Annotated in this window: 29 protein-coding genes; 11 read left to right on the top strand and 18 right to left on the bottom strand. The window is 65.2% G+C overall.

The annotated features are described in order from the left end of the window. The first annotated feature begins 51 nt into the window (after window positions 1-51). Window positions 52-843 (top strand): acyl-[acyl-carrier-protein] thioesterase, encoded by a 792-nt coding sequence (locus J1M87_RS00365; protein WP_374222340.1) that lies wholly within the window; start codon window positions 52-54, stop codon window positions 841-843. Here J1M87_RS00365 and J1M87_RS00360 read toward each other — a convergent pair. From J1M87_RS00360 to J1M87_RS00325, 8 genes are all read right to left on the bottom strand, one after another. Beyond that, window positions 747-2,195, bottom strand: a complete 1,449-nt coding sequence (locus tag J1M87_RS00360) for an AMP-binding protein (protein ID WP_206486706.1) — start codon at window positions 2,193-2,195, stop codon at window positions 747-749. The two genes, J1M87_RS00365 and J1M87_RS00360, sit on opposite strands and share 97 nt — an antisense overlap. After that, window positions 2,188-2,835: an energy-coupling factor transporter transmembrane protein EcfT gene (locus tag J1M87_RS00355; RefSeq protein WP_206486705.1), complete on the bottom strand. Its 648-nt coding sequence runs from the start codon at window positions 2,833-2,835 to the stop codon at window positions 2,188-2,190. The genes J1M87_RS00360 and J1M87_RS00355 overlap by 8 nt, the downstream gene beginning before the upstream one ends. Then, window positions 2,832-3,512 carry an energy-coupling factor ABC transporter ATP-binding protein gene (locus tag J1M87_RS00350; RefSeq protein WP_206486704.1) on the bottom strand — a complete coding sequence of 227 codons (681 nt, stop codon included), beginning with the start codon at window positions 3,510-3,512 and terminating at the stop codon, window positions 2,832-2,834. The genes J1M87_RS00355 and J1M87_RS00350 overlap by 4 nt, the downstream gene beginning before the upstream one ends. A 10-nt stretch (window positions 3,513-3,522) precedes the next feature. Then, on the bottom strand, window positions 3,523-4,641 hold the full coding sequence (locus J1M87_RS00345) for a thiolase family protein (RefSeq protein WP_206486703.1): 1,119 nt from the start codon (window positions 4,639-4,641) through the stop codon (window positions 3,523-3,525). Continuing rightward, on the bottom strand, window positions 4,638-5,774 hold the full coding sequence (locus J1M87_RS00340) for a class I adenylate-forming enzyme family protein (RefSeq protein WP_206486702.1): 1,137 nt from the start codon (window positions 5,772-5,774) through the stop codon (window positions 4,638-4,640). Before J1M87_RS00340 ends, J1M87_RS00345 begins: the two co-directional genes overlap by 4 nt. Continuing rightward, window positions 5,771-6,301 carry a biotin transporter BioY gene (locus tag J1M87_RS00335; protein WP_374222341.1) on the bottom strand — a complete coding sequence of 177 codons (531 nt, stop codon included), beginning with the start codon at window positions 6,299-6,301 and terminating at the stop codon, window positions 5,771-5,773. Before J1M87_RS00335 ends, J1M87_RS00340 begins: the two co-directional genes overlap by 4 nt. Window positions 6,302-6,475: 174 nt before the next feature. Continuing rightward, the gene (locus tag J1M87_RS00330) at window positions 6,476-8,284 is read right to left on the bottom strand and encodes an HNH endonuclease signature motif containing protein (RefSeq protein ID WP_206486701.1); all 1,809 of its coding nucleotides are present in this window, start codon (window positions 8,282-8,284) and stop codon (window positions 6,476-6,478) included. Window positions 8,285-8,286: 2 nt separating this feature from the next. After that, complete coding sequence (locus J1M87_RS00325) at window positions 8,287-8,511, bottom strand: hypothetical protein (RefSeq protein ID WP_206486700.1); 225 nt, start codon at window positions 8,509-8,511, stop codon at window positions 8,287-8,289. A gap of 76 nt (window positions 8,512-8,587) precedes the next feature. On the opposite strand from J1M87_RS00325, the gene J1M87_RS00320 reads away from it, so the two are divergent. Beyond that, window positions 8,588-9,100: a GNAT family N-acetyltransferase gene (locus J1M87_RS00320; RefSeq protein ID WP_206486699.1), complete on the top strand. Its 513-nt coding sequence runs from the start codon at window positions 8,588-8,590 to the stop codon at window positions 9,098-9,100. On the opposite strand, the gene J1M87_RS00315 is transcribed toward J1M87_RS00320, so the two are convergent. From J1M87_RS00315 to J1M87_RS00305, 3 genes are all read right to left on the bottom strand, one after another. Next, window positions 9,090-10,052: a CPBP family intramembrane glutamic endopeptidase gene (locus J1M87_RS00315; RefSeq protein ID WP_206486698.1), complete on the bottom strand. Its 963-nt coding sequence runs from the start codon at window positions 10,050-10,052 to the stop codon at window positions 9,090-9,092. The two genes, J1M87_RS00320 and J1M87_RS00315, sit on opposite strands and share 11 nt — an antisense overlap. Window positions 10,053-10,157: 105 nt before the next feature. Next, window positions 10,158-10,409: a hypothetical protein gene (locus tag J1M87_RS00310; RefSeq protein WP_206486697.1), complete on the bottom strand. Its 252-nt coding sequence runs from the start codon at window positions 10,407-10,409 to the stop codon at window positions 10,158-10,160. A gap of 34 nt (window positions 10,410-10,443) precedes the next feature. Next, window positions 10,444-11,085: a GAP family protein gene (locus J1M87_RS00305; RefSeq protein WP_206486696.1), complete on the bottom strand. Its 642-nt coding sequence runs from the start codon at window positions 11,083-11,085 to the stop codon at window positions 10,444-10,446. A 65-nt stretch (window positions 11,086-11,150) separates the two neighbouring features. Here J1M87_RS00305 and J1M87_RS00300 point away from each other — a divergent pair, with 65 nt between their 5' ends. Then, a complete protein-coding gene (locus J1M87_RS00300; protein ID WP_206486695.1) occupies window positions 11,151-11,756 on the top strand; it encodes a TetR/AcrR family transcriptional regulator in 606 nt (201 codons plus the stop codon). Here J1M87_RS00300 and J1M87_RS00295 read toward each other — a convergent pair. Continuing rightward, window positions 11,735-12,928: an MFS transporter gene (locus tag J1M87_RS00295; RefSeq protein WP_206486694.1), complete on the bottom strand. Its 1,194-nt coding sequence runs from the start codon at window positions 12,926-12,928 to the stop codon at window positions 11,735-11,737. The two genes, J1M87_RS00300 and J1M87_RS00295, sit on opposite strands and share 22 nt — an antisense overlap. A gap of 62 nt (window positions 12,929-12,990) precedes the next feature. On the opposite strand from J1M87_RS00295, the gene J1M87_RS00290 reads away from it, so the two are divergent. Together J1M87_RS00290 and J1M87_RS00285 are read left to right on the top strand one after the other, a co-directional pair. Then, complete coding sequence (locus tag J1M87_RS00290; RefSeq protein ID WP_206486693.1) at window positions 12,991-13,533, top strand: GtrA family protein; 543 nt, start codon at window positions 12,991-12,993, stop codon at window positions 13,531-13,533. After that, a complete protein-coding gene (locus J1M87_RS00285; RefSeq protein WP_206486692.1) occupies window positions 13,520-14,047 on the top strand; it encodes a histidine phosphatase family protein in 528 nt (175 codons plus the stop codon). Before J1M87_RS00290 ends, J1M87_RS00285 begins: the two co-directional genes overlap by 14 nt. A 34-nt stretch (window positions 14,048-14,081) precedes the next feature. Here the strand turns inward: J1M87_RS00285 and J1M87_RS00280 are convergent, their stop codons facing one another. The 3 genes from J1M87_RS00280 to J1M87_RS00270 form a co-directional block, all read right to left on the bottom strand. Next, window positions 14,082-14,282 carry a membrane protein gene (locus tag J1M87_RS00280; RefSeq protein WP_027498199.1) on the bottom strand — a complete coding sequence of 67 codons (201 nt, stop codon included), beginning with the start codon at window positions 14,280-14,282 and terminating at the stop codon, window positions 14,082-14,084. Window positions 14,283-14,344: 62 nt separating this feature from the next. Continuing rightward, window positions 14,345-15,757 (bottom strand): PQQ-binding-like beta-propeller repeat protein, encoded by a 1,413-nt coding sequence (locus J1M87_RS29200; protein ID WP_206486691.1) that lies wholly within the window; start codon window positions 15,755-15,757, stop codon window positions 14,345-14,347. Continuing rightward, on the bottom strand, window positions 15,754-17,061 hold the full coding sequence (locus J1M87_RS00270) for a hypothetical protein (RefSeq protein ID WP_206486690.1): 1,308 nt from the start codon (window positions 17,059-17,061) through the stop codon (window positions 15,754-15,756). The genes J1M87_RS29200 and J1M87_RS00270 overlap by 4 nt, the downstream gene beginning before the upstream one ends. Before the next feature lie 145 nt (window positions 17,062-17,206). Here J1M87_RS00270 and J1M87_RS00265 point away from each other — a divergent pair, with 145 nt between their 5' ends. From J1M87_RS00265 to J1M87_RS00255, 3 genes are read left to right on the top strand one after another with little or no spacing between them, the layout of a single operon-like run. Next, window positions 17,207-17,782, top strand: coding sequence for a hypothetical protein (locus tag J1M87_RS00265; protein WP_307830697.1), 576 nt, complete (start codon window positions 17,207-17,209; stop codon window positions 17,780-17,782). Then, the gene (locus J1M87_RS29195; protein WP_206486688.1) at window positions 17,779-19,062 is read left to right on the top strand and encodes a sensor histidine kinase; all 1,284 of its coding nucleotides are present in this window, start codon (window positions 17,779-17,781) and stop codon (window positions 19,060-19,062) included. The genes J1M87_RS00265 and J1M87_RS29195 overlap by 4 nt, the downstream gene beginning before the upstream one ends. After that, window positions 19,059-19,709, top strand: coding sequence for a response regulator transcription factor (locus J1M87_RS00255; RefSeq protein WP_206486687.1), 651 nt, complete (start codon window positions 19,059-19,061; stop codon window positions 19,707-19,709). The genes J1M87_RS29195 and J1M87_RS00255 overlap by 4 nt, the downstream gene beginning before the upstream one ends. On the opposite strand, the gene J1M87_RS00250 is transcribed toward J1M87_RS00255, so the two are convergent. Continuing rightward, complete coding sequence (locus J1M87_RS00250; RefSeq protein ID WP_206486686.1) at window positions 19,706-21,028, bottom strand: NAD(P)/FAD-dependent oxidoreductase; 1,323 nt, start codon at window positions 21,026-21,028, stop codon at window positions 19,706-19,708. The two genes, J1M87_RS00255 and J1M87_RS00250, sit on opposite strands and share 4 nt — an antisense overlap. A gap of 131 nt (window positions 21,029-21,159) precedes the next feature. On the opposite strand from J1M87_RS00250, the gene J1M87_RS00245 reads away from it, so the two are divergent. Continuing rightward, entirely contained in the window at window positions 21,160-22,059 is a 900-nt protein-coding gene (locus J1M87_RS00245) for a LysR substrate-binding domain-containing protein (protein WP_206486685.1), read from the top strand. On the opposite strand, the gene J1M87_RS00240 is transcribed toward J1M87_RS00245, so the two are convergent. After that, a complete protein-coding gene (locus tag J1M87_RS00240; protein WP_206486809.1) occupies window positions 22,035-23,003 on the bottom strand; it encodes an MsnO8 family LLM class oxidoreductase in 969 nt (322 codons plus the stop codon). The genes J1M87_RS00245 and J1M87_RS00240 overlap by 25 nt on opposite strands. A gap of 40 nt (window positions 23,004-23,043) precedes the next feature. On the opposite strand from J1M87_RS00240, the gene J1M87_RS00235 reads away from it, so the two are divergent. Continuing rightward, a complete protein-coding gene (locus J1M87_RS00235) occupies window positions 23,044-23,691 on the top strand; it encodes a type 1 glutamine amidotransferase (protein WP_206486684.1) in 648 nt (215 codons plus the stop codon). A 48-nt stretch (window positions 23,692-23,739) separates the two neighbouring features. Continuing rightward, the gene (locus tag J1M87_RS00230) at window positions 23,740-24,102 is read left to right on the top strand and encodes a VOC family protein (protein WP_241256169.1); all 363 of its coding nucleotides are present in this window, start codon (window positions 23,740-23,742) and stop codon (window positions 24,100-24,102) included. On the opposite strand, the gene J1M87_RS00225 is transcribed toward J1M87_RS00230, so the two are convergent. Continuing rightward, window positions 24,085-25,050, bottom strand: a complete 966-nt coding sequence (locus tag J1M87_RS00225) for an endonuclease/exonuclease/phosphatase family protein (RefSeq protein ID WP_206486682.1) — start codon at window positions 25,048-25,050, stop codon at window positions 24,085-24,087. The two genes, J1M87_RS00230 and J1M87_RS00225, sit on opposite strands and share 18 nt — an antisense overlap. Window positions 25,051-25,123 lie beyond the last annotated feature (73 nt).

Here is a 25,123-nt window from a genome sequence, read left to right as displayed (position 1 = left end):
CACAGCGCATCGCGCGCGCCCGAGTACTGGGCGCCCGAGTAGAGTGCGAACGTGACCAATGCGCGTGTGGAACCGGGTGGCTTCGACGACGAACTCGCTCCCGAGCCACCGCCGGGTGAGGGCTTCGAGACCAGCTGGCCGGTGCGTACGGGCGACATCGATCCGAACAATCGGCTCCGATTCGACGGCGTGGCCCGCTATCTACAGGACGTCGGCACCGACAACCTCGACGCCACTCCCCTCGGCAAGACCGACCCGATGTGGATCGTCCGGCGCACCGTCATCGACGTCATCGAACCCATCCACTTCCCGGATCGTGTGCACCTGCGCCGGTGGTGCTCGTCGATGTCGACGCGATGGTCGAACATGCGAGTGGCGCTGACGACGCCGAAGGGCGGACGCATCGAGACCGAGGGCTTCTGGATCAACATCAGCAAGGACACGGGGATGCCGACGCGCATCAGCGACGGGGCACTGGAAATGCTGGCCCGAACCACCGACCAGCACCGGCTGCGATGGAAGGCATGGCTGACCGAGCCGGTGCCGACCGAGTCGCCCACCGATCTCCACTTTCCTTTGCGCGCAACCGATATCGATCCGTTCAACCACCTCAACAATGCTGCCTACTGGCATGCGATCGAGGAGCTGCTGGTGGACTTGCCGGAGCTGGCCGCCGCGCCGCACCGCGCCGTCATCGAATATCTGACCCCGGTGCTCGGCCACGAACGTGTCTCCCTGCGCCACCGCTACGACGGCGGCGCGTTGACCGTCTGGTTCGTCGTCACAGGAGCATCGGGAGAGCCGACGGTCCGCACCGTGGCCAAGGTTGCGCCCAAGGCGTGACGGTCTAGCTTGCCGCGTGGTGTTCGGGGCAGGGAATCCACGGCGGCGATCACCACCGGCATGCTCGGCCCCGGTAGCACGGTGCGTAGGTGGCGGCGAATCTGCGCCACCGATATCGGATCGGTCTGCGCAACAACAACTCCGGCCGCAGGCTCCTCACCGGCTCGGTCGTGGGGCAGCCCGACCACCCCGGCCTCGAGCACACCGGGAATTGCGAGCAGCGCCGCTTCGATCGGCACCAACTCGACGTTGAGCCCGGCCCGGACGATCGTCTCGCTGCCACGGCCGTGCAGGATCAGTCGCCCCTGTTCGACACTGCCACGATCGCCGACCGTCATCCACCCGTCGTCGTCCGGTCCTCCGGCCACCGACTCCTGCTGCCCCGAACGACCCAGATAGCCGTCGAACAGCATGTCACTGCGGACGTAGAGCAGCTCGTCCCTGCTCTCGACCTCGACGCCGTCGAACAACGCGCCTTCCACCTCCGCGCCGACGGCAGTTCGACGGTCGTACGAGACGAAACTCAACTCCGATGCGCCGTAGAAGTGCGTCATTGTTGCGTTCGGTAGGGCCGTCGCCAGTGCCTCTCGACCCGACTCCGCCCACCGCGCCGCAGACGAGAGCACCTCACGGACACTCGCCGATCGCCGTCCCGAACGAGCGATGTTCCAGGCAATGGTGGGTACCGAATACAGATGGCTCGCAGCGTCGGCGAGAGCCGCTGCCGGCTCCCGCAGGTCTACCGTCGCACCACGAGTGAGTCCATGCACAGCGCCGTAGAGGAAGTGCGTGTGATCGAGTGTGCCGGGTGCGGACACCCGATCGCCTGGACCGAGATCGAACAGGGCATCGGAGCGATCGAGCGTCGCCGCCCACGACGCATGATTGCGCACGAACAACTTGGGTGGCCCGGTGGTTCCGGATGTGATGCCCACCAGAAGCTCCGAACTCGGCGAAGGACCACCGACGGTGCCGGAAATACCGGTAGCGAGATCGGCCGGAGCCCGAACGTTCTGCGCGCCCCAGGTGCGCAGCCGTGCATGCGAGCGCGGGTGCGCTGCGATCAGCGACGGCTCGCACACCGTCATCGCCTCGGCGAATTCGCTGGGCACGAGATGCCGATGCAACAGAACGACACTCACGCCTGCATGCATCGCCGCCAGCACGACGACCAGCGACCCGATATCGGACGTCGGCAACACTGCGATGCGCCGCATCCCCACCAGGGCACCAGCTGTGCGCTCGACTCGATCCCAGAATCGGCGGTAGGTGATCTCGCCCGTCGCGTCGACAAGCGCAGCATTGTGACTCCCGGCATGACGTGCCACGCGGGCAGTGAGCAACTCACTCACGTTCGGCACCGTTGTCGTCTACACCGTCGTTGTCCACACCGTCGTCGTCCACACCGCGGGCCACGAGGGCATCACCCATTGCATCGGCGGTGCGCAGCGCGCGCACCAGGACCGGAGTGGCCAGGGCCGTCATCGACCACTGCAGTCCGCGTGCTTTGCGGGCCTGCGATACCTCCTGCACGATGGACGCGAGCAGCGGGATGCAGCGGATGGCCAGGGCGAGAAGCAGACCGATGCGATCGGGGTCGACGCCGAAGCGTCGGACCGGACCGAGCGATCGGGTGACGGTGTCGAGCATGTCGGTCACTCGGGTGGTCAACGTGACCAGGGCCGCCAGGGCCACGGAGATCACCAGCACCCCGCACACCACGAGAGCGCGTTGCCAGGTGGTGAACAGGACCTGGAACACGCCGATGATCAACAGCATCCACAACACCGGACGCAGCTGTGCCAGTGCGACTTTCACCGGGATTCGGGCTACCGCGAACAGAGCGGCGACGAGAACGGCCACCATACCCACCTCGAGCGGTGTGCGGGCAAAGATCACCGTCGCCAGAATCGCGAGGATCAACGCCAGCAGCTTCGACCCCGGACTCATCCGGTGCAGCAACGAGGTGCCAGGACGGTAGAGACCGATCATCCGATCGACTCCCGATACGCCGGGACTGCAGCGTCCGGGGCACCGTCGAAGGCGACCCGGCCGTCGTCGATGACGATGACTCGCTCGAAACTGTCCAGTAATGCCAGTTGGTGGGTCACGACGATGACTTGCTGGTCCATCGAATCCAACGCCTGCGCGACGACGCGTCCGTTGCGCAGATCCAGCAGCGTGGTCGGCTCGTCGGCCACGACCACCTCCGGCCGCCTGATGAGCACGGCACCGATCGCCAACAGCTGCTTCTGTCCACCCGAGAGCAGGTGCGCCGGGTGGTCGCGGTGCTGATCGAGACGGAAGCGGACGAGAATCTCCTCCACCCGCTCGGCCACCTCGGCCTTGCTCAAACCGGACCTGCGGAGCGAGAACGCGAGATCCTCGGAGACAGTGGGCATCACGATTTGCGAATCGGGGTCCGTGAACACGAACCCGACCTTCTTGCGGACCTGCGCCCCCTTCTTGGCTGCATCGACGCCGTCGACGGTGACACGGCCGGTATCGGGCTTGATCAGCCCGTTGATCATTCGCGCGAGGGTGGACTTGCCGGACCCGTTCGATCCGATGATGCCGATGCGGCGCTCGTCGAATGCGAGATCGATGCCGCGCAGAACCTGCCGCTCTCCGAACGAGTGGGAAATGTTCTCGAACCTGACCGTGCTCATCGAATCCTGCTCATGCCACTCGCTCCACCAACATCGCTATACCTTGCCCGCCGCCGATGGCGCAGGCTGCCAATCCCAGTGCCGGACCGTTCGATTGCAGCATTCGTGACGCCAACCGCACCAGCAGAATCGCACCCGATGCACCCCACGGATGACCCATCGCGATGGCTCCACCCTCCGGGCAGATCCGCTCTTCGTCGAGACCCAACTCGTCCGAGACCGCGAGTACCACCGATGCGAATGCCTCGGTGATCTCTATCGTGTCGATGTCTGCGGGACGCACCCCGGTCCGGGCGAGCAGCTTCTCGATCGCCGGTACCGGGCCGAGGCCGGGAAGAGCCGGATCGGACCCTGCGACCGCACTGCCGAGAACACGCAACGCAGACATCCCAGCTGCCCGCTCGGCCGTGGTGAGGGCCAGAACCGCTGCGCCATCCGATATTCCGCACGAGTTACCCGCCGTCACCGTGCCGTCGGGGGTGAACGTGGGGCGGAGCCTGCCGAGCCGCTGGACGGTCATGTTGGGGCGGATGCGCTCATCGCGTGCGACATCGTTCACCGTGACGATCTCGGCCGAGAAGTCGCAGGCCGCCGCGCGCGCGAACGACCGCGCCGCGTAGGCATCTTGGCGTTCGCGCCCGATACCGCGGATTCGCGCGAGGTCGTCCGCGGCCACACCCATGTCCGGGTCTTCGAAGCCGTGTGGAGCGAACGGCGCTCGCGTGTAGCGGACCGGGTCTGCGCCGTCCACCGGTGGCCAGAATCGCCACGGGCTGGTGCTTGCCGATTCGACGCCGCCGGCCAGAATCAGCGTCTCGTCGCCGGCGCGGATACGCGACGCGGCCTGCACGACGGCGTCGAGCCCCGATCCGCACTGCCGATCGACGGTGACTCCGGGAACGCCGACTCCGAGACCCGCGAGCAGCGACGAGACCCGCGCGAGGTCGCCGCCGGGACCGAGGCAGTTGCCGAGGATCACGTCGTCGATCGGGCTGTCGATCGAACTTACTTGTTCTGCAACCGCTTTCAACACCGGTCCGGCGAGGTTCGGGGCAGTGACCTCGGCGAAGCCATGCCCGGCGATGCCGATTGCCGTGCGTTTCGCCGCAACGATGACCGGCACAGTCACTGCAGGGCCCCTCGTGCGATCTTGCCGCTCGCGGTGCGGGGCAACTGCTGCACCACCGTCCACCGTCGCGGCAACGCTTCCTTGGCCATGACTGCGCGAGCCTCGGCGCGAACGAGGTCGAGCTCGCGGGTTCCGTCGAGTTCGATCACAGCGCAGACCGTTTCGCCGAGTACCGCATGTGGTGTACCGATCGCGGCCGCAGCCCGGACACCGTCGAGCGCGGTCAAGATGTTCTCCACGTCCTCGGCGATCACGGTGGTTCCGCCCACGTTGATCGCTGCATCCCCGCGTCCGTGGACGAGGAGTTCGGTGCCGTTCAGTTCGGCCAGATCACCGACGCCGAACCAGCCGCGCGCATCGAGCGCGGCGTACGGCGATCGAACGAACAGGTAGCCGTCCTCGGTGCGTGCTTCGACCTCCCGAAGCAGACGCAGCGCAGAATGTTCGCCCACCACGCGCGTGGCCACCAACGACAGTTCTGCCGAGCCGTAGTACTCGACGAGTCGGATTCCGCGTGTCGAGATCGCCTGCTCCGCAGCTGAGCCGAGGCCGGCTCCTGCCGACACCGCGAGCCGAGCGCGCGGCATTCGGCCGACCACCTCGCGGAGCACTGCAGGCACAGCGTGCACTGCGGTGGCCTCGGCCGGGTCATCGGTGACGCAGGCCCCCAGCCACAGTGCGTGCACCGCGGCGAACAGATGCATCGTGGCGTGCAGCGGCCCGGTGATCAACACGGTGTCGGTGGGGCGGATCCCGGTGATGTCGGTGAACTCGGGGAAACTGTCGGCCCACGACTCGGCCGTGCGAGCGAGCGGTTTCGGGCGGCCGGTGGAACCGGAGGTCGCCACCAGCAGGAACGCGTCAGGATCGGGGTGCGCAGGGCGTTCGGGACGGGTGGCCGGGTCCTCGACTCGCACCGCGCTCCCCTGCCGCGCTGCTGCGAAAACGCAGATCAACACATCGGGCAGATCGAGCGCTGATGCGTCGTGGGATCGAACGCTGTGGGATCGAGCGCCGTGCACCGGGAGGTGAGGCCACTGCTCGACGGCTGCGTCGAGTTCGGCGTAGGTGAGGGTGCGACCCGCCCAGACGATGGCGGTGTCACTCCCTCTCCCTCCCAGCTCGACGGTCACTTCGTGATCAGACCGGGGTACGCACGATGCACGCTCTTGGCCACGACGGTGGCGACGACGACTTTGGCAACGTCACCGGGCAGGAACGGGCCGTTGGAGGTGATGGCGGCCCAGAACCCGACATCGGTGCGTAGGAACAGTCCGATGATGCCGAACACGTAGATGACGAGGATGCCGCCGACCGCGTTGATCAGCAGACCGAGCGGAATCGAGTACTTGGGCAGGATGCGTGCGGTGAGTAGGCCGATCAGGAATGCGGCAGGAATCCAGCCGATCAGGTAGCCGACGGTGGGCCCGGCCATCGCCGACAACCCGGTACGTCCGCCTGCCAGCAGGGGCAGGCCGATCATGGTCAGCGCGAGGAACACCAGGACCGCGGCCGTGCCTTTACGGGCACCGAGGATCGCGCCGCACAGGATGATGCCGAGGGTCTGGAGGGTGATGGGGACGCCCGAGAATCCGACCGTGATCGATCCCGGCAGACCGAGGGCGGCGATGAGCGCCGCGAACACTGCGATCTGTGCCATGTCGCGGGCAGAGACGTTCATTCGGCTGACCTTACGGCTCGGCGGGCGAGTATTGCTGTCGACATCGGACACGGGTGGCTCCTCGAGGAGTGGGGCAGCGCGCTGCCCCCAAAGACTTGAACGGCGTTCAAGGTAGCAGGTCTGCAGGCTCGATCACACCTGCGCGAGTTGCCGTCAGAACGGCGGAGGGTCGTATCGGGTGCGGTCGTATCGAACGCGCGCGTGGACGACGCGACAGTGTTCGAGGTAGGCACGCCGTCTCTCCGCCAACCTTCTTCGATCGATATCTGTTGCTGCAGAGCGACAGTCGTCGAGCGTCGGAGGTATACACCCGCTGTAGTCGAGCTCCCAGCGGGTGGGTTCGACCGGCCTCGCTCCCGGCCTGGACGAGGCCTTTCGCCGTCGGCGCGATAGGCGGGGAGCCGCGATGGACAACTCCGGCAACGTGACTGTGCGCAGACCGAGGGAGTTCGACCACAGAATCGCGCCGTCGGCGAGCATCACCGCCGACCACGCCCCCGAGGTCTTGGCCTGATGATGGAACACGCACACCGGCTGAAGATTGGTCACGATCGTCCAGCCGCCGCGCCCCGGATCGTCGTGATCGAAGGGAACCAGATGATCGATCTGACACCGGGCCGCCGGCACGTCGCAGTTGGGGAACGTACACGTGCGATACGCAGCACGAACGAACGCGGCGACGCGGGCACCGGGCCGATACGTGATCGCCGACTTCGACGGAGCGAACTCACCGCCGTGACCGTCGGGAAAGATACCGCGAGCACGCTCGGGCCGTTCGGCGATCCATGCAAGCCACCGTGCGACGAGCCCATCGCGGACAGACTCCTCCCCCGGTAGCGGGACCGCAGGTGGGAGACAGTGGGCACCCACAAGACGCACGGACGGAAGCTGGGCGGGACCTCGCACCCGACCCATGCCGACCACCCGACGCAACACCGACGGCACCGCCGCAGAGAACGATCCGAACGAATTCGACTGCACACTCGACCCTTCGCCGCCGAGTGAGCCGGCATGGTCGACGTCGGAGAAGGAAGGACCTCCGGGGCGCGCCGGGGCTGGGCTGTCCGGGTTGCCCGTGGTGCCGCCGTGACGAGGACCGCCGACGTCGTCTGGACCACCACAATCCGGACCACCGCCGTCTGGACCACCGCCGTCTGGACCACCGTCGCCGTCCGGACCACCGTCGTCTGGGCCACCATTGCCAAATCCGTCGTCGCCCGTGTCTTTTCGTTCGGGCTTGACCATCTCGACCAGCTCGGTCAGCAGCGCCTGCCACTTCGCGTCAGTGGCGACGATGCGCGCCACTTCGGGGTCGATGGGCGTCCCGTCGGCAAGGGTCGCGGGCTCCGAGGACAGTCCCAGTAGCGTCTCCACCGCCACCACGATCTGGAGGAGATGCCCGCACCGAGGAGGAATATCGTCGACAGCGCCCGCCACCGGGCAGTCGTCGCCGCGATCGCACTGACACGCCAGCGAATGCTCGCCGTGCAGTAACGCCATCAGACCCGCGGCCCGCAACGCACCCGTCGACCGTGGGTCGCCCGTGCAGACCGTCCCGACGATCTCGACGATGAGTGCGTCGGCTTCCGCAGCTTCGAGATCGGTGATCTTCGCGATGAGCGACGCAATCCCGCCCGGACCGGTGCGGTCGACTCTCACTCCGAGCTCCTCGGACTTCGCGGTCTCATGGGCCGCTGCGGCACCGATCGGATCGGCCTTCGTCCACAGCCGCCAGATCCGATTGCGCAGCGCCTGCGGACGCATTCGACCACCCGATGCACACACCTCGAATTCGAGGTTCGCGATCGTCTCGTCACTGGCACGATGCAAGACCGAGGTGATGGTGACCACCGTCGACCAGTCGAAGCTGCCGGTCACGAAACGCAAGGCAGTCAACGGCATTCGATGCAGACGCTCCGCGACATCGTGCACCACGGACGCATCGTGACGCGTTTTGGTCATCGTCACGCCAGATCGCACAGGGCACCGCGGACGGTCTCGCCCGGATCGCCGCCGGCGGCTTCGGCCGCCTCGAGGCGCATCTCGAGCACATCGCAGTACGCGAGCACAGTCGCCGCGCGGGCAAGGTTCTCGTTGACACGGTTGAGCGCGATGACGTCGAGAAACCCTGCAATGCAGTCATCGACCAGCGGTGCCTGCGCCGCTCCCCACCCACCCGTATCGAACATACATTCGATAGTACGAGAGGGGTACGACAAGAAATTCCGACGACCGATCGACCCCCGTATCGGTATAACTACAACCGTGGCCAGCTACACGATCCGTGACGTCCGACCGGGCGACGAAGAGCAACTCGGCACTGCGCACGTGGCAATCTGGAAGGCCACGTATGCGGGAATGATGAACAGCGCCAAGCTCGATGCGATACGCCCCTGCGATCGCATCGAACGATGGGAACGGATCATCGCCCGCCGCGACGAAGAATCGAGCCGCGGTGTGCGGACCCGGTGCGCCGTCGACTCCAGCGATGCGCGCATCGTCGGTTTCGCCACCGGCGGCCCACCACGCGACCTCGATGCGCCTGCGTCGACCGAACTGTGGTCACTGAACGTGGTGCCCGAGCACCACGGCACCGGAATCGCAACGGACCTGATGACCGACGTGATCGGCGGCACAGACGAACCCGCGTATCTGTGGCTGGCTGCAGGAAACGAGCGCGCCATCGCGTTCTATCGCAAGCATCGTTTCGAATTGGACGGCACCACAGTGCTGGACCCGGAGTGGGACTGCCTCAATGCCCGCATGGTCAGGACGTGACCGGCGGTCCGCTTCTACGCACACCCGGATCGCCGCTACCAGGATCGAGCTTCTTCGGATCGAGCACGACCTCGGCCACCACGGGCGTCATCTCGGCTGTCAACTCGCTGTACCGCACGGATACCGTGTTCGGCAGAAACGCCTCGAGCGCTCTGGGAGTCAGCCACCACAACAGCGCAGTGAACAGGATCAGTATGTTGACCCACTGCATGATCGTCGCTGCGTTCTCGGACGGGATCACTCGATCGAAGACCTGGACGTTCATCACCAACCCGTGCACCACGATCAATACCCACAGCCGCCGGTAGCGATAGAACACCCACACCGCGGCCGCGCCCCAGCACAGCGCCCACAGGAAGCCGCCGCCGCCGAAGTACAGGTAGAGAAGGCCCCGCATGCACGCCGACAACGCCACGATCGCCCAGATCGGCACCCTGCCCACAAGCAGCAGCACCGGGAGGGCCACCAGGATCGGCTCCTCACGCAAACCCACGGTGAGCGCCGAAAGCACTGCAAGCCAATCGGATTCGACCGAAGCCGGTACGGAGAAGCTGAACCGCAACACATCCATCCGCGACAACACGAGCAACAACACGGACGCGGCCCCGATTGCCGCACACCAGGTGATGGCCGCCTCGAACGCGGTGCCGCGACGCGGCGGCAACACCGAAGGCAAGGTTCGGCGACGCACGAGGTACACAGCCGCAATCGCGACAGCCCCGACGGCCACCTGCGCGAGACCGACCGCAAGGTCCATCCATTGGTCCGACAGCGTGAGGGTGGGCGGCGAGGCATTCGGTTCACGGAATCGCCACAGCGCACCCACCAGGCCGATGAAGTAGACGAAGACCCAACCGGCCACGAGACCGAGGACCATCACGACAGTGCCTGCTGCGGCCAGACCACGCCGAGGCGAGCGAGTAGCGGACCCCGCGTCGACACCGGTCGTCACCAGGTCACCACCATTCCGTTCGGTAGAGCATCGCCGAACAGCTTGTTTATCACGGCTGCGCCGAGAATTCAGTACCGTACAGGCGACCCGAGTCGGCGGCACCGGTCACGGACGAGTGTCACGCCCGGACTCATCGCTCGAGTCTTTCGTGCCGACGACGTCGTCTCGCAGTTCCGCAAGCAGTCCCTGCTTCGGGGTGCCGCGACGCGAATCCCATACGTCGACCGTCGCGAGCACCAACAGGAGACAGCCGATCGGGCCGCCCTGAAACCACAACACCCGCAGGTCCCAGAAGAACAGCGCCAGCACAGCTCCGGCCACGATCATGGCGATACTGCCCGCATCTCTTGCTTTCATCGCTTGCCCTTCATCGATTCGGATCACAGTCAGGTCAGACCAGGTTCAGTTCGAGTGCCGCATCCGCGGCCAGTAGTGCGCCCACCACGAGCAACACCGTTGCCGTCAAGCCCCCGTTCCAGCGATCCACGCACCGGAGCAGCGCGGGAATGATCGACGAAACATGTTCTTGCGCAAATACTCTGATTGCGAGCAGGACGAGCGCCGGCGCGAGTGTCACCAGCACGTAACCCGCGAGCAGCAGCGCCGAGACGCCCCATCCCCGTCCGGCCTCGCCCACGGTGTCGATCGCCACGAAGTAGGGCAGCATCGTCGCCACCTCCACCGCGCCCACAACCGCAGCGAGCAGCACCACCCCGCGAACACCCCTAGGGGGCCGCGTCCACCACGTCCTGCCCTCACCCCGCCGCCGACGGTCACAGACCAGCCCCGTGGCCACAACCACAAGCCCCACCGCCAAGCGAATCCACGCGTTGCCGGGAAGCGCCACGCTCAGCCCATCGGTGCCTGCCCACACGGCGATACCGACCCCGAGGTAGATCAGTCCCAACACAGTCAGATGCAGCAGAACGACCCGCGCCCGGAACGACGGCCGCAGCATCATCCACAGCGGAACCGCAAGAGTGCCGACACCGATGCTGTCCACCAACGCCAGCCCCGTCAGCTTAATTAACACAGCTGTACCGTATCACTTGAAAGCACACTTGTATCAAAAAGATTTTCTCGTGCTAGAACAGACCGATGCCGAAGATCGTCGACCACGACGCACGCCGGGCCGAGATCGTCGCTGCGGTGTGGCGCGTCATCGAACGAGCCGGGATGAACGGGGCGACGGTGCGCAGCGTTGCCGCCGAAGCCGGAGTCTCGCCCGGGTCACTGCGGTACTACTTCTCCGACCAAGGAGAACTCGTCCTGTTCGCGGCCGAGGCCATGACGCAACGCGTCGTACATCGCTTGGAGACGCACCCGACCGACGGTGACGGCCACGTACGCGCAATCCGCGTGCTCGAAGAGTTGCTACCACTCGACGAGGACCGCCGAGCCGAAGCGTCGGTCTGGCTGGAAGCGATCGTGCGAGCCCGATTCGACGAACGACTCGCCGCCCTCAAGACGGCAGGATGGTTCGGCAGTCGGTACCTGTGCCGGCTCGCGTGGGCACACCTGCACGATCTCGATCGACCGGGCTCTCCCGCCTTCACATTCGTCCGCGCCGCGGACGAACACGCTGCCGCCGAACTGCACACGTTCATCGATGGGCTGACTCTGCAGGCAGTGACATATCCCGACCAGTTTGCAGCCGAGGAGGTACGACAGTCGTTGCGCACCTATCTTCGGTCGCGGCTCTGATCGGTATCGATGGGGAATCTGCGGCCGTAACACCAGCCGATCACCGCAACGACGACACCGGCCGCTGCGATAGCAGCCAGCACCGGTCCGAAGCCCGACGCGTCCACGACGTGACCGACCGCCAACGGTGCCAGAAGAAAACCGATGCGTGAGACCAGCGAGACGACCGAGATGGCCGCGGCCGAGGACATACCCGGGAGCCGCCCGGCCAGGCTGAAGACGACAGGAAACAGCGGACTCGAGCCCAGACCTGCAAGGGCGAAGGCCGCTATGACCAGTACCGGTAGATCCGCGGCGAGACTCGACACCCCCAGGATGACGAGGAAAGCCACGGCGACCACAGACGCGCCACCCGTCAACACCGCGGACGGCCCGAACCGATCGACGATCCGATCTCCGACCAACCGGCCGATCAGCATCGCCGCCGAGAAGGCTACGAATGCGATACCCGCCGAGCCGGGACCCGCGCCCTCTTCCGTCGTCATGTAGACAGCGCTCCACGACTGCGGAAAGTCCTCCATCAAACCCGCGAGCAGTACGACGACACCGAGCATCGCCAGCGCGGCGGTGGGACGGACGACCACCTGCGGCACGTCGCGGTCGACATCGGATGTGGGCGCGACGGGTTCCGGGCCCAGCAGGCCCCGCCCGACTGCAGCCAGGACCGCCCCCAGCACCACAGCCACCAAGCCGAAGTGCGCAGCTACCGGCATCCGGACGCCTGCCGCCGCCGCACCGGTGACTCCCCCGACCACGGCACCGACGCTCCACGCAGCATGGAAGCTGCTCAGCACCGATCTACCAAGGCGTTCCTCGACGAGCACGCCCTGCGCGTTCATGGAAATGTCCATCACCGAGTCCGCACCGCCGAGCAGCACCAGCGCGGCAAGCAGCGTCCACCACGAGACGGCCACTGCGGGGAGCACGAACGAAGAGCACAACAGCAAGCCCGAGGCCAGAATCGCCCACCGACTGCCGAACCGTCGAACCAGCGAGGCCGCCAGGGGCGCGGCCGCGAGCCCGCCGAGACCGACTCCGGTCAATGCGAGCCCGAGCGTCGCGACATCGATCGACAACGCGTTCTGTATCTCCGGAATGCGGGGAGCCCAGTTCGCGAACACCGCGCCGTTGACGAAGAAGACCACCAGGACGGACAAGCGGGCTCTGTTCATGACGCCGCGAGCCTATCGTTCACCGGCGAACCCAATCCCTTACTCGAGGTAACGTCGATGGGATGCATGTGTCCGACCGCCTCACCGACCACGTTCCCCAGCGATGGCTCGAGCCCCTCGTCAAGCACGCGGAGGCCCTGAAGTTCCTCATCGTGGGAGCGATCACCTTCGTCGTGACCGTCGTCCTGTTCTTCGGCCTGAAGTGGACGATCCTGCAGGACAAGCCTGTGACGGCGAACGTTCTGGCCGTTCTGATCGCGACGATCGTGTCCTACATCCTCAACCGCGAATGGTCCTTCACAGCCCGCGGCGGACGTCGTCGACACCATGAGGCAGCGCTCTTCTTCATCGTCGCCGGAACCGGCCTGGCGATCAACCAACTCCCGCTCTGGGCGTCGAGTTACGTGCTGGATCTCCGTGCTCCCAACGTGTCCTTCCTCACCGAGAACATCGCGGACTTCGTCAGTGGTTCCATCATCGGCACCCTGTTGGCGACCGCATTTCGATGGTGGGCGATGCGCCGATTCGTCTTCCCGGAACCGGTGGACGTTCTAACCGATTCGCACGCTCTGACCGTTTACGGTGGACAGCATGGCGACCACTAGGACCCTCGTGCTGATGCGGCACGGCAAATCCGGCTACCCCGACGGAATTCCCGACCACGAGCGTCCCCTGGCACCGCGCGGCCAACGCGAGGCCGGACTCGCCGGAGCCTGGATCAGCGAGCACGTCGGCACCGTCGATGCAGTCCTGTGCTCGACCGCCCTACGCACCCGAGAAACCTTGGCCGCAACCGGGCTGGGCGATGCGCCCACTCGATTCGAGCGAGACATCTACGGCGGGTCGGCGGACGAGATCATCGACGAGATCCGTCTTGCGGACACCTATTTCGACGACGTGGCCGTCTCGACGCTGTTGGTCGTCGGACACGAACCGGGAATCCCCTGGACAGCACTCGAATTGGCGACCGACGACGACACCGACCTGGCCCGCGAGGTCCGACATCGCTTCCCTACGTCCGCGATTGCGGTGCTCACCACCGAGCAGTCCTGGGCAGAGATGGCTGCCGGATCGGCCACGATCACCGAGTTCTGTATCCCCCGCGCCGAAACCGACTAATGGATCCTGAGACGACTAACGGTTCCTGAGACGACTAACGGTTTCTGAGATACAGATAGCCGGCACCACCCGCTGCGATCAACAGAATCAACGCCGCGGGGAATCCGAGCAACCACCACACCACTGCCAACACCACCAACGCGGGCGCAGCGGCGATCAGTGCGATTCCGGGATTTTCGCGAACCGTCTCCAATGCAGATTGTGCATGGACTCTGTCGATCTTCTTGCCTGCCATGGTGGACTCCCTGATCGTGGGTGCGCTGTCCTGTATGTGTAGTTCCACAGTAGCGCGTTCGGCTATCGGTCGACGAGGGCAAGGTGGGCCGTGGACGAGTACACGAGGCGATCGCCGGATTGCGTCACCCGCGATCCGAGGGACGGTTCGCGGCTGAAACGGTCCGGTGTCGGCTCGATCTCGACCCGGCGTCGAGTCGAACCGTCATCGAGTGCAATCGACTCGACGGTGCCGCCGACGGTGAAGTACGCGAGACCATCGGCGTACGCGGTAATCGGATAGTAGTCACCAGGATCGTTCTCCCACCGGACTGCGCCGGTTCGCAGGTCGAGGGCGCTCACGTGCGCGGTGCCGGGGGCCCGCGCGATCACCACGTCACCGGCGACGGCCACCCCGTTGGTCGACGCCAACAGCGGACTCGACCAGGCGAACGCTCCGGTCGAACGGTCGAACGCGGTGTCACCGACAATCATCGGCAGCGACAGGTCAGCGGGAGCGTCGATCTCGGGAAAAGGATAGATCGGCGTCGACGACCTGGCCAGAACTCGACCATCGTAAGTGACCGCGGCGGTGCCGGTGAACGATTCGGACTGCGAACACACCAACTCGGTCATGATCACCAATGCCGGCTGCACCCGGTGCGGTTGCTGGATGCAGATGTTGGGATACCCCCGATACCAGGTGATTACACCGGAAGCCGAGTCGAATCCTATTGCCGTGGGGCCGAAGCGTCCCAGGCCATAGGAGCCGTCGACGGTGATCGCCGAACTCGGCAAACCCGCATAGAGCGCCTGGCCGGGAAACTCGGTGACCCACTCACGCCCGAGATCGTCCGCGGAACCCTTCTGAAGCTGCGGCGCGCCCTCGTAACCTCCAGGTGCCACAGTGGAATTGACCGAATAGAGAGAAGATCCGTCGGTCCCCATGGCGATGATCGGGTACGGCACCCGAACGGAGCGGTCCGCACCGGTCATGGCGTTCACCAGGACGATCGTCGATTCCGGGCTCTCCGATTCGTCGTCCGACAGGCAGACCAGGGATCCGGCCAGAAGCTGCTCGGCGCAGGAGTCGACACGAATGTCGTCGCGCCGCCACACGGTGGACCCATCTCCGGCCGCGAGTCCCACCATCGCGGGCGCGTCGAAGTTTCCGTTGGCAGGATCCGGCAGACCCACGGAGGTGATGTACACCTGGCCCGCATCGATGAATGATGCTGAACCGGAATGGAATCGGTTCCCCAGAGCCAGATCACCGAACTTCGCGAACTCGCGGCCGTACACATCCTCGGCCGATCTGGACCACTGGACCTCGGGCGAACGGGGAACCACCTTGGTCGCCGTGGTCGTCGTGGTCGCCGCGTTCGGCGCAGTCGCAACCGCAGGCACAGGGTCATCCTGCGCGACGACGATCACCGCAGCAACGACGGTCACCAGTGCCACAGCTCCCGCGGCCCAGACCGGCCACCGAATGCTCACAGGTCCAAACCCGGTGCAGTTGCGATGGACTCGAGATTGCCGATGGTGATGAGATCACCCGCGGACGTCGACGAGATCCGAACACGAGTGCCCGACGGCCGGGTGACAGTGACGGTCCGAGCCCCGCGCTTCGAGCGCTCCGAGATCGATCCGTCCGGCAAGCGGACTGTGTCGACCGAACGATCGGCAGCCGGGTCGTACCGGTCGGGAATCTCCGGAAGCGGCTGCCCTCCTGTGATCGAGACGCTCAGAACCCCTTCCGAACCCGGCGTCATGATCGTTCCGGACGTGCACAACGTGTCGTCGGTGAACGAACCTCGTTGCATCGGGGTCAGCGGCTGCTCGAATGCGATGACGGCCCGCAACGCTCGGATACGAGCATGTTCCAATGCCCGACCGATACGGTCGGCATCGGACCACGTGACAGCGGGTCCATCCTGAGCGGTGCCAGTACCGCTGCAGGGCCGAGGTGCCGGGCGAGTGCCGGGCGGTATGGGTGCGTCGATGCGCAGATCGCTCGACGAGGCAACAGTCACCAGGTCTTCCATCGACATCACTTCGTCCGAGGACACGAATTGACTTGCGTTGACGGACAGAGTCGTTCCGTCCGGTGCGTACGCGGATACCGTCCTGATCACCGCAGTTCTACCGGCGACGTCGCCGGTGGACTCCTTGGTGTCGACGACCGTACCGTCGGCCAACACCTGTCTGCGATCGAGATTCCCACCGATGCAGGACGGTGCACCGCGCTTCGATTGAGAGAGCGACACATTCAGGTCGACGCCCCGGCCGTTGCGGATCAGCAGTCCGGCCGCATTCGAGCTCGCGAAGAACGACGGGTCGTCCACCGAACTACTGCGCGAGGGACCTTGAACGGGACCGAAACGAAGTGCCGATTCGGTAAGAAACAGGGCGCTGCCCGGCGCAGCGAACTCGATGGTTGTGTCGTTCGGCAATGCGGACGCAAGTGCGTCGGACAGAGCAGTTGCCTTACGCCCGGACAACCACGGATAGCGAGGATCGTCGTAACTGCCTTCATCGACCACGAAAGCTACTGCGGAATTGTCGGGAGCGAGAACTGTTGCACACCCGGGAATTTCCGTTGGTGGATCGCTCCGATCGTCGGACACCGCACTGAACGCACTCGTCCCGGGCGTTTCGGGAAGCGCGACCTCGGTCGCGTCGGGTGCACGCGACTCCACGACGATCACGCCCGTCGCGACGATTGCAAAAGCGAGAAAGAGCCAGAAGATCTTCGGCTGACGCGCGGCAACCCTGTGCCCGAAAAGACTGCGGTGGATCACGTCGACGAGCCTAACCCGCCGATCGCCCGACATGGAGCGCTACGACTTTCGGTGGAGCCCGGCGTCGTACCTTCTACCGAACCACCAGCTACGACGCCACGCCGGGGGTATCTCGTGAGGCATCGGCTGCGGTGACATGGACCCCATGAACAATCCGATTCTGCTCACGATCGCAGTCTGCGAGATCGGCTTCTGGGTGCTGGTGATCGGCGGACTGTGCCTGCGCTACGTGGCGCGGATGCGGCGCGCCAGCACCATCACGCTGGCATTGCTCCCGGTCCTCGACATCATCCTCGTGGCCGCAGTGGCTCTCGACCTACACAGAGGCGGCGAGGTCGAATTCGCGCACCGACTCGCCGGGATCTACCTCGGCTGGACCGTGGTGTTCGCGCACTCCACGGTGGCGTGGCTCGACGTCCGCTTCGCCCACCGGTTCGCAGGCGGACCGGCACCGGTCAAGCCTCCCAAAGCCGGTCCACAGGCCTATCGCAACGAGATCCGCGGATTCGTGAAATGGCTGTGCGCCGCCGCGATCGCGCTGGTGATCACCTACGGACTCGCGTACACCGTGGCAGACTCGGAGCAGGCAGCAGCGTTGAAGACCGTGATCACACCGCTCGGAGTCATCACGTTCTTCTGGTTCGTGACCGGACCGCTGTGGGTGCTGGGATCGAAGAAGACGGGTTCCCAAGACGCGGCAGGAGAACGGAGTCGGCTGTGACACTCGGTGGTACGCGTTGGTGGAGCACGTTTCGTCCCGCCTGGCGGCCACGCAACCCCGTGGTGCTTCCGATCGAGATGTTGCTCGCCACCCTCGTCTACGCCGGATTCCAACTTTCCACGGGCATGGTCGGTGATACGCGCGACGAACTGCTCGGCAACCCACTGCTCGTCGCCGCGAGTATCGCTGCCCTGCTGGCGATGACCGCGGTGACGTGTGTGCGCAGGAGATTTCCCGTCTCGTCGTATCTGACAGTGGTGGCCATCAGCGTGGCGCTGATTCTCGTTCTCCCGGACCGCACTCTGGGGTTCACCCCGCTGTACTGGTTCGCCATCGCGGCCTTGGCGATTCGAGTGACCGGTGTGCGGCTGTTCGCCCCTATCGCCCTCGGGTTGACCCTCGAGATCCTCGTCAGCGTCGACACTCGCCTGTCCTTCCCTGATGCGGCGGCCGGCCCCGGAGGCACTATCGGTGTCGTCGCCGAGCAGGTGGCGAACCTCGCCATCAATTACACGGTCCTCGTCGCACTCGGTAAGTACATCGCCCGGAACCGGGCCCAGGAACTCGAGAGCGAGGCGGCACTGGACCGTGCGGAATCGGAACACCGAGAACGACTGGACGCCGCTGTCCACAACGAACGCCGCGCCATGGCCCGCGAACTGCACGATGTCGCCGCCCATCACCTGACCGGCATGCTCATTTCGGCCAAGGCATCGAAGACGCTCATCGCGACGGATCCCGATCAGGCCCGCGAACTGCTCACCGGTGCAATCGGACACGGCCAGCGCACCCTCGACAGCCTGCGTCAAATCGTCGGGATCCTGCGCCCGGGCAACCTGGTCGACAGCGCTCCGCAGCCGATGATCTCCGATATCCCCGAGTTGATCGAACAGTCTGCGATCTCGTTCGCCTCCATCGACATCGACATCACCGGACAGACAGCCGAGATCGACAGTGGGGTGCAATTGACGTGCTACCGCGTCGTTCAGGAAGCGCTGTCCAATGCCCGCCGCCACGCACCGAGATGCGCGGTACGCGTTCAGGTCACGGAACTTTCCTCGACCATCGAGGTGACAGTCGCCAACACTGTCGAAACAGGCAGCTCCGTCCAATCCGATTCTCAGGGACAGGGGTTCGGCATCCCAGGAATGCGGGAGCGTGCTGCCCTGCTCGGCGGAACCCTCGACGCCGCATTGTCTGCCGACGAATCGACCTGGACCGTGCACGCTCGGCTACCCATCGGCGGCAAGATCTCTCAGCTGCGGCAGGCATCGGCATGATCACCGTCCTCATTGCCGACGACCAACCCGTCGTGCGGCAGGGGTTCGAGCTGTTCCTCGCCGGCAGTCCCGACATCGAGGTGCTCGGGCACGCACACTCGGGAACGCATGCTGTTCAACAGGTATCGGCGCTGCGACCCGACGTGGTGCTGATGGACATCAGGATGCCTAACGGCGACGGGCTTACTGCGACCCGCGAGATACTTGCTCGCTTCGACGGCGTACGCGTCATCGTCGTCACCACGTTCGACCTCGACGAATACGTGTTCGCAGCTCTCGATATCGGTGCGTCCGGATTCCTGCTCAAGGACACCGACCCGGAGGAATTGGCCGCGGCCGTGGTGACCGTGGCAGGCGGTGGGGCTGCGCTCTCACCACGACTGACGCCGCGGTTGATGAGCGAGTTCGCTCGCCGCGGCACCCGCGCCCCGAGTTCGACCGCACCGCAGCATGATCTGAGCGCGCGCGAGATGGAGGTGGTGCAGCTGTTGGCCCAGGGGCTCGGCAACAGCGAGATTGCCCGATCCCTCCATCTCGAACAGAGCACGGTGAAGACCCACATCGGCAATATCTGCCGCAAACTCGACGTCAATACCCGAGTGCACGTGGTGATCTGGGCCTACCGCAACGGCCTGGTAAGCAGCTAGGCCGCTCTGCGCTCGTCTTCATCGGATGCCGTAACTGCCGGATCCTCCATCGACGCCGACTTGTCGGTGTACTGGAAGTGCGGACGCTTGTCACCGATGTACGAGGTCATCCAGGACACCACCGCCACATATCGATTGCGGAATCCGACGAGGTACATCAGATGTACGGCGAGCCACATGAGCCACGCGATCGGTCCCGACATATCGACCTTGCCGAACAATCGTGCCACGGCACTGAACCGGCCGACGATCGACATACTGCCCTTGTCGGTGTACTCGAACGCGGTTCCCGCGTCGACCTTTCCGATGATCATCTTGGCCACGTGGCGACCCTGCTGCATCGCGACCGGCGACTGGCCGGGCAACTTGTGCAACGAGGTCACATCGCCGATCGCGAAGATGTCCTTCGCCGAGCCGACCGTCAGGTCGTCGTGCACGAGAAGGCGTCCGGCACGGTCGGTCTCGCAGCCGGTGCGCTCGGCGACCGTGGCCGCCAGATCACTGGCCTGAACGCCTGCCGACCAGATGACCGTCTTGGCCGGATAGGTTCGCACAGCCTTGGTCTCGACGTCCTGCACGGTGACGACGTCGTCGGCGATATCGGTGACCATCGCCCCGGTGACGACATCGACGCCCGACTTCTCGAGCTTCGTGCGGGCGTACGCGCTGAGTTTTCCGCCGAATGCGGGCAGCACCTCGTCGACACCGTCGACGAGGGTGACGGTGACGTCATCCGGGTCGATATCGGGGAACGATCCGGCAAAGTAGCGGTGCGCGAGATCCCGGATCTGGCCTGCGAGCTCGACGCCCGTCGCGCCTGCTCCGACCACGACGAAGCTGAGCAGCTCTGTGCGGAGATCGGGATCGGTGGTCGTGTGCGCGGTTTCGTAGCAGCTCAGAATCTGCTCGCGCAGTGCGATCGCATCGTCCACCGTCTTGAGCGCGTACGTGCGGTCCTTGAACTCGTCGCGGCCGAAGTACGCCTGCGTGGCACCGGTTGCGACGATGAGGCGACCGAAACCGATGGTGTGGCTCTGGCCGGCACCGATGTACGTGACCTGGTGAGCCTCGGGGTCGACATCGACGACGCGTCCCAGACGGACGTCGGCGGAGTCGTACTGCGCGAGGATGCGGCGAATCGGAGGAGCGATCTCGCCCGTCGAGAGCATCCCGGTGGCGGCCTGGTAGAGCAGGGGTTGGAAGAGGTGTTCGGTGGTGCTGGAGATCAGCGAGAACGTCACACCGGCCTTGCCCAGAGACTTGGCGGCGGCCAAAGCTCCGAATCCCGATCCCACGATGACGACGTCGTACGTTTGCACTGCACTTTCCTTTCCTAGCCCAAGTCCTTTCCCATACGAAGAACCAACTCCATGGAACTCCGAACCCGGCGCTCTATCAACGCGGAAATTGAAATAGCATCTATGAGTGGAGCTCATGGAAGGGGCCGCAGATGGAACTACGACAGCTCAAGTACTTCCTTGCCGTCGGGGAGGAACTGAACTTCTCCCGGGCGGCAGAACGCTGCTACGTTTCGCAATCGGCAATCAGCCTGCAGATCGCGAAACTGGAAAGGGAGATCGGCGAGCCACTGTTCGAACGAACCTCGAGAACCGTCCGATTGACCGTCGTCGGAGCGCAATTGGTCTCCATCGCTCGGCACATGGTGGAACTCGAACAATCCGCCCTGGCGTTGACGACGCGACGCCGACACCAACTACGCCTGACCGGGAACATGACCTTCGCTGCCAATGCCATCGCCGCCATCGTCTCGGTACGCGAACGCCATCCCGAGGCCGAGATCGACTTCGTCCTGAAACGATTCGCAGAACAGATCGAAGCAGTGACGTCAGGGGACTGCCAAGTGGCCCTCATCCGCGGCAGCGTCGAACGGTCGGGGTTGCACGTGACCGAACTGTGGACCGAGGACCTCGTCGTCGTTCTCCCCGAGGGACATCCCCTGGCCGACACAGACAACCCCAGCCTGAGCCAGCTCGCCGAATACCCCCTGCTGCTTCCCAAACGCAGCGAACAGATCCTGCTGCACCGGGTGATCGAGCGCGAGATGAAACGCAGCGGCCTACCGCTGACCTTCGGGCCACCCGTCGCGTCGGATCACACGGCCAGCGCCGAACTGCTCAAGAACCCGCAGTGCTGGTCGATCCTGTACTCCAGCACAGCAGACAGCACCCCGAAGACCGGATTGGTGTTCCGCACCGAGGCCGACCGCCGACTGCGACTACCGGTATCAGCGGTGGTCGACGCCACCGAGCCGGTCACCGACATTCAACGCGATCTGGTCGCCGCGCTGGCGGCAACAGCACCAATTCAACCGGCCGCACCGGCCAGTTGAGCGAGCGCGGCATCCGCATCGAACAACTCGCTGCGATCGTACGTCGATGTCGACGCCATGATCTCGTTCGCGCCGGTGCGCTCGACCAATTCCTCGAGCCGGGAACGAACCTGAGTCGCGGTGCCGAGAATCGTCGACGCCAACGTGGCCTCGATTCGGTCGCGCGTCTGCGGTGTCCACCGGGAGGCCTCGATATCCGCGACCGATTCCAAGGCCGGAAATTCGCCCTCGCGCCGCGATCTGGCCATCGCCCACGCTTCGGGAATCGCGAGCCTGCGGGCCTCGGCCGCGTCGGCTGCGATCATCACGTCGAGCGAGACGATCACGCGGGGTTCAGTATTGGCCGTCGACGGCCGAAAGTGCTTGCGATACAGCGCGGACGGATCGTCCTGCTGCAGGACAGGGCCGCCGAGGACGACCGGAAGGCCGGCGCGGGCGGCCACCTCGAGGCCGGAACCCGTCGCGAGTACGAACATCGCCGGAGGTGCGGCGGCCGGCCGTGCCGTCACCGGTGCCGCACCGTCCAGATACGAACGCAGTTCGGCGATATCGGCCTCGAAACTGTCAGGGGTTTCGCGATCTCGACGCAGAGCTGCCCGCACCGGTTCGGTGAAACCCAGCGAGCGGCCGACCCCCAGATCGATTCGGCCGGGAAACAGCGACTCCAACATCAGAAACTGCTCGGCCACCACCAGCGGCTGATGATTGGGCAGCATCACTCCCCCGGAGCCGACGCGGATACGCGAGGTCCGCGAGGCCACCGCCGCGGCCAATACTGCCGGTGCACCCGATGCGATGCCCGGCACACCGTGGTGCTCGGCCACCCAGAATCGATGCATCCCGATCTGCTCGGCGTGTACCGCCCGTTCGACGGTATGGCGCAGCGCCGACGCGTCGTCGAAACCCGTTCGAGTGCGAGATCGGTCCAGCAAGGAAATCAACACAGCTGGCACAACCGACGGGGCGTCGGGCATATTTCTCGTCATGAGTTGGTGGGTGATCACACATGTCGACATCGAGGGTCCGGCCCTGATCGGGACCGTCATGATCGAGCGCGGAATCGAGCACTCGGTAGCCAGCATGAGTGGCGGCGACCCGCTACCCACGGCCGAGGACATCTCCGGGTTGATCGTGATGGGTGGGCCGATGAATGCGTGGGGCGACCTCGCTCACCCGCACGTACGAGCAGAACGCGAACTGATCTCCGAATGTCTGCGACGTGAGATTCCGGTGCTCGGGGTCTGCTTGGGCGCGCAACTGCTGGCAGCCTCACAGGGCTGCGCGGTGTACCCGGGACCTGTAGCGGAGCTGGGATCCGGAGAAGTCGGCGCGACCGCGGCCGGTGTGTCGTTGCTCGGGGATGCGGCAGTGCCGGTGGTGCACTGGCACACCGATACCTTCGATCTGCCCGCGGGCGCGGAACTGCTGGCCAGCTCCAACCTTTACCGCAATCAGGCGTTTCGGTTCGGCAGCGGCCTCGGACTGCAGTTCCACGTCGAGCTCACCCCGGCAGAACAATCGATGCTCGAGGCCCACATGCCGGCGGGAACGGCACCGGACGCAGAGTTCCTCGCCCGCGTTGCCGAGGAAGGACGAAAAATTATCGGAAAGTTCTTCGACGAGTCGTTATAGCGGACCGAATATGTCCGCAATTGCCGTCAATCGTCCATGAACCTCACCATGAAGATCGAACTCGTCACCCTCGCCGTCACCGATGTCGACCGCGCCAAGGACTTCTACACCTCGATCGGTTTCAACGCCGACCACGACGCGCGCCCCTGGGACGGCATCCGATACGTTCAGCTCACTCCCCCGGGTTCGGCCTGCTCCATCGTCATCGGCGAAGGCATCACCGAGGCAGAGCCGGGCAAGGGAGCCGGAACCCTGATGGTCGTCGACAGCGCCCAGGATGCCTACGAGCACCTCACCGCCGTGGGCCTGACCGTCGAACCACCCAAGGACGAGGGCTGGGGTACCTTCGTGTACTTCGCCGACCCCGATGGCAACCAGTGGTCGCTGCAGCAATTACCCGCGCAGTCCTAGTTCGGGACCGAACGCCAACCGAGCCAGAATGCCGCGGTGGTCCGAGCCGGGAATCGTCACGACCTCGACGGACCTGACCTGCAGGTCGGCCACCAGAACATGGTCGATGGCGATGACGGGCGGATACCAGGTGTGCGCCGGGTACGTCCTGAGCATCCCGGCCCCGGCCGCCACCGCGGCATCGACGAACCGGCCGTCCTGCAGGTCACGGTATCGCCGATGATCATGCGTTGCGTTGAAGTCGCCCGCCACCACCACCGGGCCGTCGTCGACGGGAATCTTCGCCAGCAGTTGCCGCAACAGACCCAGTTCACGAACCCACTCCGACGGCTCGCGCGGCCACGGCGGCACCGGGTGCACCGCGAACACCAGCGGACGGCCCGGCATCTGCACCCGAGCAGAGAGCAGCTCGGTGACGAAGCCGTCGTGGCGCTGCTGGTCGACGAGCGGACAACGGCTGTAGATTCCGGTGCCCTCGCCGCCCGCAGCAGCGCTGACATGCACGTACGGCAACAGCTCGGACAGCCTCGGGCGGAGTTGCGCGTCGGCCTCGGGCGTCAGCTCCACGAGCGTCAACACATCCGGTCGATGCGTGTCCACGAGCGCAACAAGTGCATCCAGATCGGCCTGGCCCAGCCAGATATTGGCGTGCAACACCGTCAACGGCGAGCCCTCGGAATCGGTGTCGGCGCGGGCCCGATGCAGCGGCACCCGATGCAGCGGCACTTGTGTCGCCACGGCGCCTGCGGACACCAGCAGACCGGCCGCCACACCCCAACCCCCGAACGCGATACCGGCCGCGGCCGTGCCGGGCACAGCGGCGAGCATGAGGACATGTGCCAACGCGGCTGCGACGAGCATCGGCTGTGATCGGGCGTCGAGAAGATGCGCAACTATGCCGGTCACCGCTGCGACGAGCAGCAACACGGCCACCGATGCCCACACCATGAGCGAAGTCTGACAGGCAAACCTGAGGCCCGGCTGGGAAGCATCCTCAATTCCGACCGAACCGTTGGCTTTC

The sequence above is a fragment of the Rhodococcus sp. KRD162 genome (assembly GCF_017168335.1).
In the GTDB taxonomy this organism is placed as follows: domain Bacteria; phylum Actinomycetota; class Actinomycetes; order Mycobacteriales; family Mycobacteriaceae; genus Rhodococcoides.
Note: the sequence above shows the minus strand (reverse complement) of the source record. Positions and strands in the feature narration are given on the sequence as shown.

What these genes read in the sequence shown, in the direction of transcription:
- J1M87_RS00355 (WP_206486705.1), bottom strand. Translation starts at nt 2,835, where the DNA reads ATGATCGGTCTCTACCGTCCTGGCACCTCGTTGCTGCACCGGATGAGT.
- J1M87_RS00325 (WP_206486700.1), bottom strand. Translation starts at nt 8,511, where the DNA reads ATGTTCGATACGGGTGGGTGGGGAGCGGCGCAGGCACCGCTGGTCGAT.
- J1M87_RS00285 (WP_206486692.1), top strand. Translation starts at nt 13,520, where the DNA reads ATGGCGACCACTAGGACCCTCGTGCTGATGCGGCACGGCAAATCCGGC.
- J1M87_RS00335 (WP_374222341.1), bottom strand. Translation starts at nt 6,301, where the DNA reads ATGGCACAGATCGCAGTGTTCGCGGCGCTCATCGCCGCCCTCGGTCTG.
- J1M87_RS00265 (WP_307830697.1), top strand. Translation starts at nt 17,207, where the DNA reads ATGAACAATCCGATTCTGCTCACGATCGCAGTCTGCGAGATCGGCTTC.
- J1M87_RS00310 (WP_206486697.1), bottom strand. Translation starts at nt 10,409, where the DNA reads ATGAAAGCAAGAGATGCGGGCAGTATCGCCATGATCGTGGCCGGAGCT.
- J1M87_RS00225 (WP_206486682.1), bottom strand. Translation starts at nt 25,050, where the DNA reads ATGGTGTGGGCATCGGTGGCCGTGTTGCTGCTCGTCGCAGCGGTGACC.
- J1M87_RS00280 (WP_027498199.1), bottom strand. Translation starts at nt 14,282, where the DNA reads ATGGCAGGCAAGAAGATCGACAGAGTCCATGCACAATCTGCATTGGAG.
- J1M87_RS00235 (WP_206486684.1), top strand. Translation starts at nt 23,044, where the DNA reads ATGAGTTGGTGGGTGATCACACATGTCGACATCGAGGGTCCGGCCCTG.
- J1M87_RS00330 (WP_206486701.1), bottom strand. Translation starts at nt 8,284, where the DNA reads ATGACCAAAACGCGTCACGATGCGTCCGTGGTGCACGATGTCGCGGAG.
- J1M87_RS00230 (WP_241256169.1), top strand. Translation starts at nt 23,740, where the DNA reads ATGAAGATCGAACTCGTCACCCTCGCCGTCACCGATGTCGACCGCGCC.
- J1M87_RS00295 (WP_206486694.1), bottom strand. Translation starts at nt 12,928, where the DNA reads ATGAACAGAGCCCGCTTGTCCGTCCTGGTGGTCTTCTTCGTCAACGGC.
- J1M87_RS00350 (WP_206486704.1), bottom strand. Translation starts at nt 3,512, where the DNA reads ATGAGCACGGTCAGGTTCGAGAACATTTCCCACTCGTTCGGAGAGCGG.
- J1M87_RS00290 (WP_206486693.1), top strand. Translation starts at nt 12,991, where the DNA reads ATGCATGTGTCCGACCGCCTCACCGACCACGTTCCCCAGCGATGGCTC.
- J1M87_RS00255 (WP_206486687.1), top strand. Translation starts at nt 19,059, where the DNA reads ATGATCACCGTCCTCATTGCCGACGACCAACCCGTCGTGCGGCAGGGG.
- J1M87_RS00245 (WP_206486685.1), top strand. Translation starts at nt 21,160, where the DNA reads ATGGAACTACGACAGCTCAAGTACTTCCTTGCCGTCGGGGAGGAACTG.
- J1M87_RS00300 (WP_206486695.1), top strand. Translation starts at nt 11,151, where the DNA reads ATGCCGAAGATCGTCGACCACGACGCACGCCGGGCCGAGATCGTCGCT.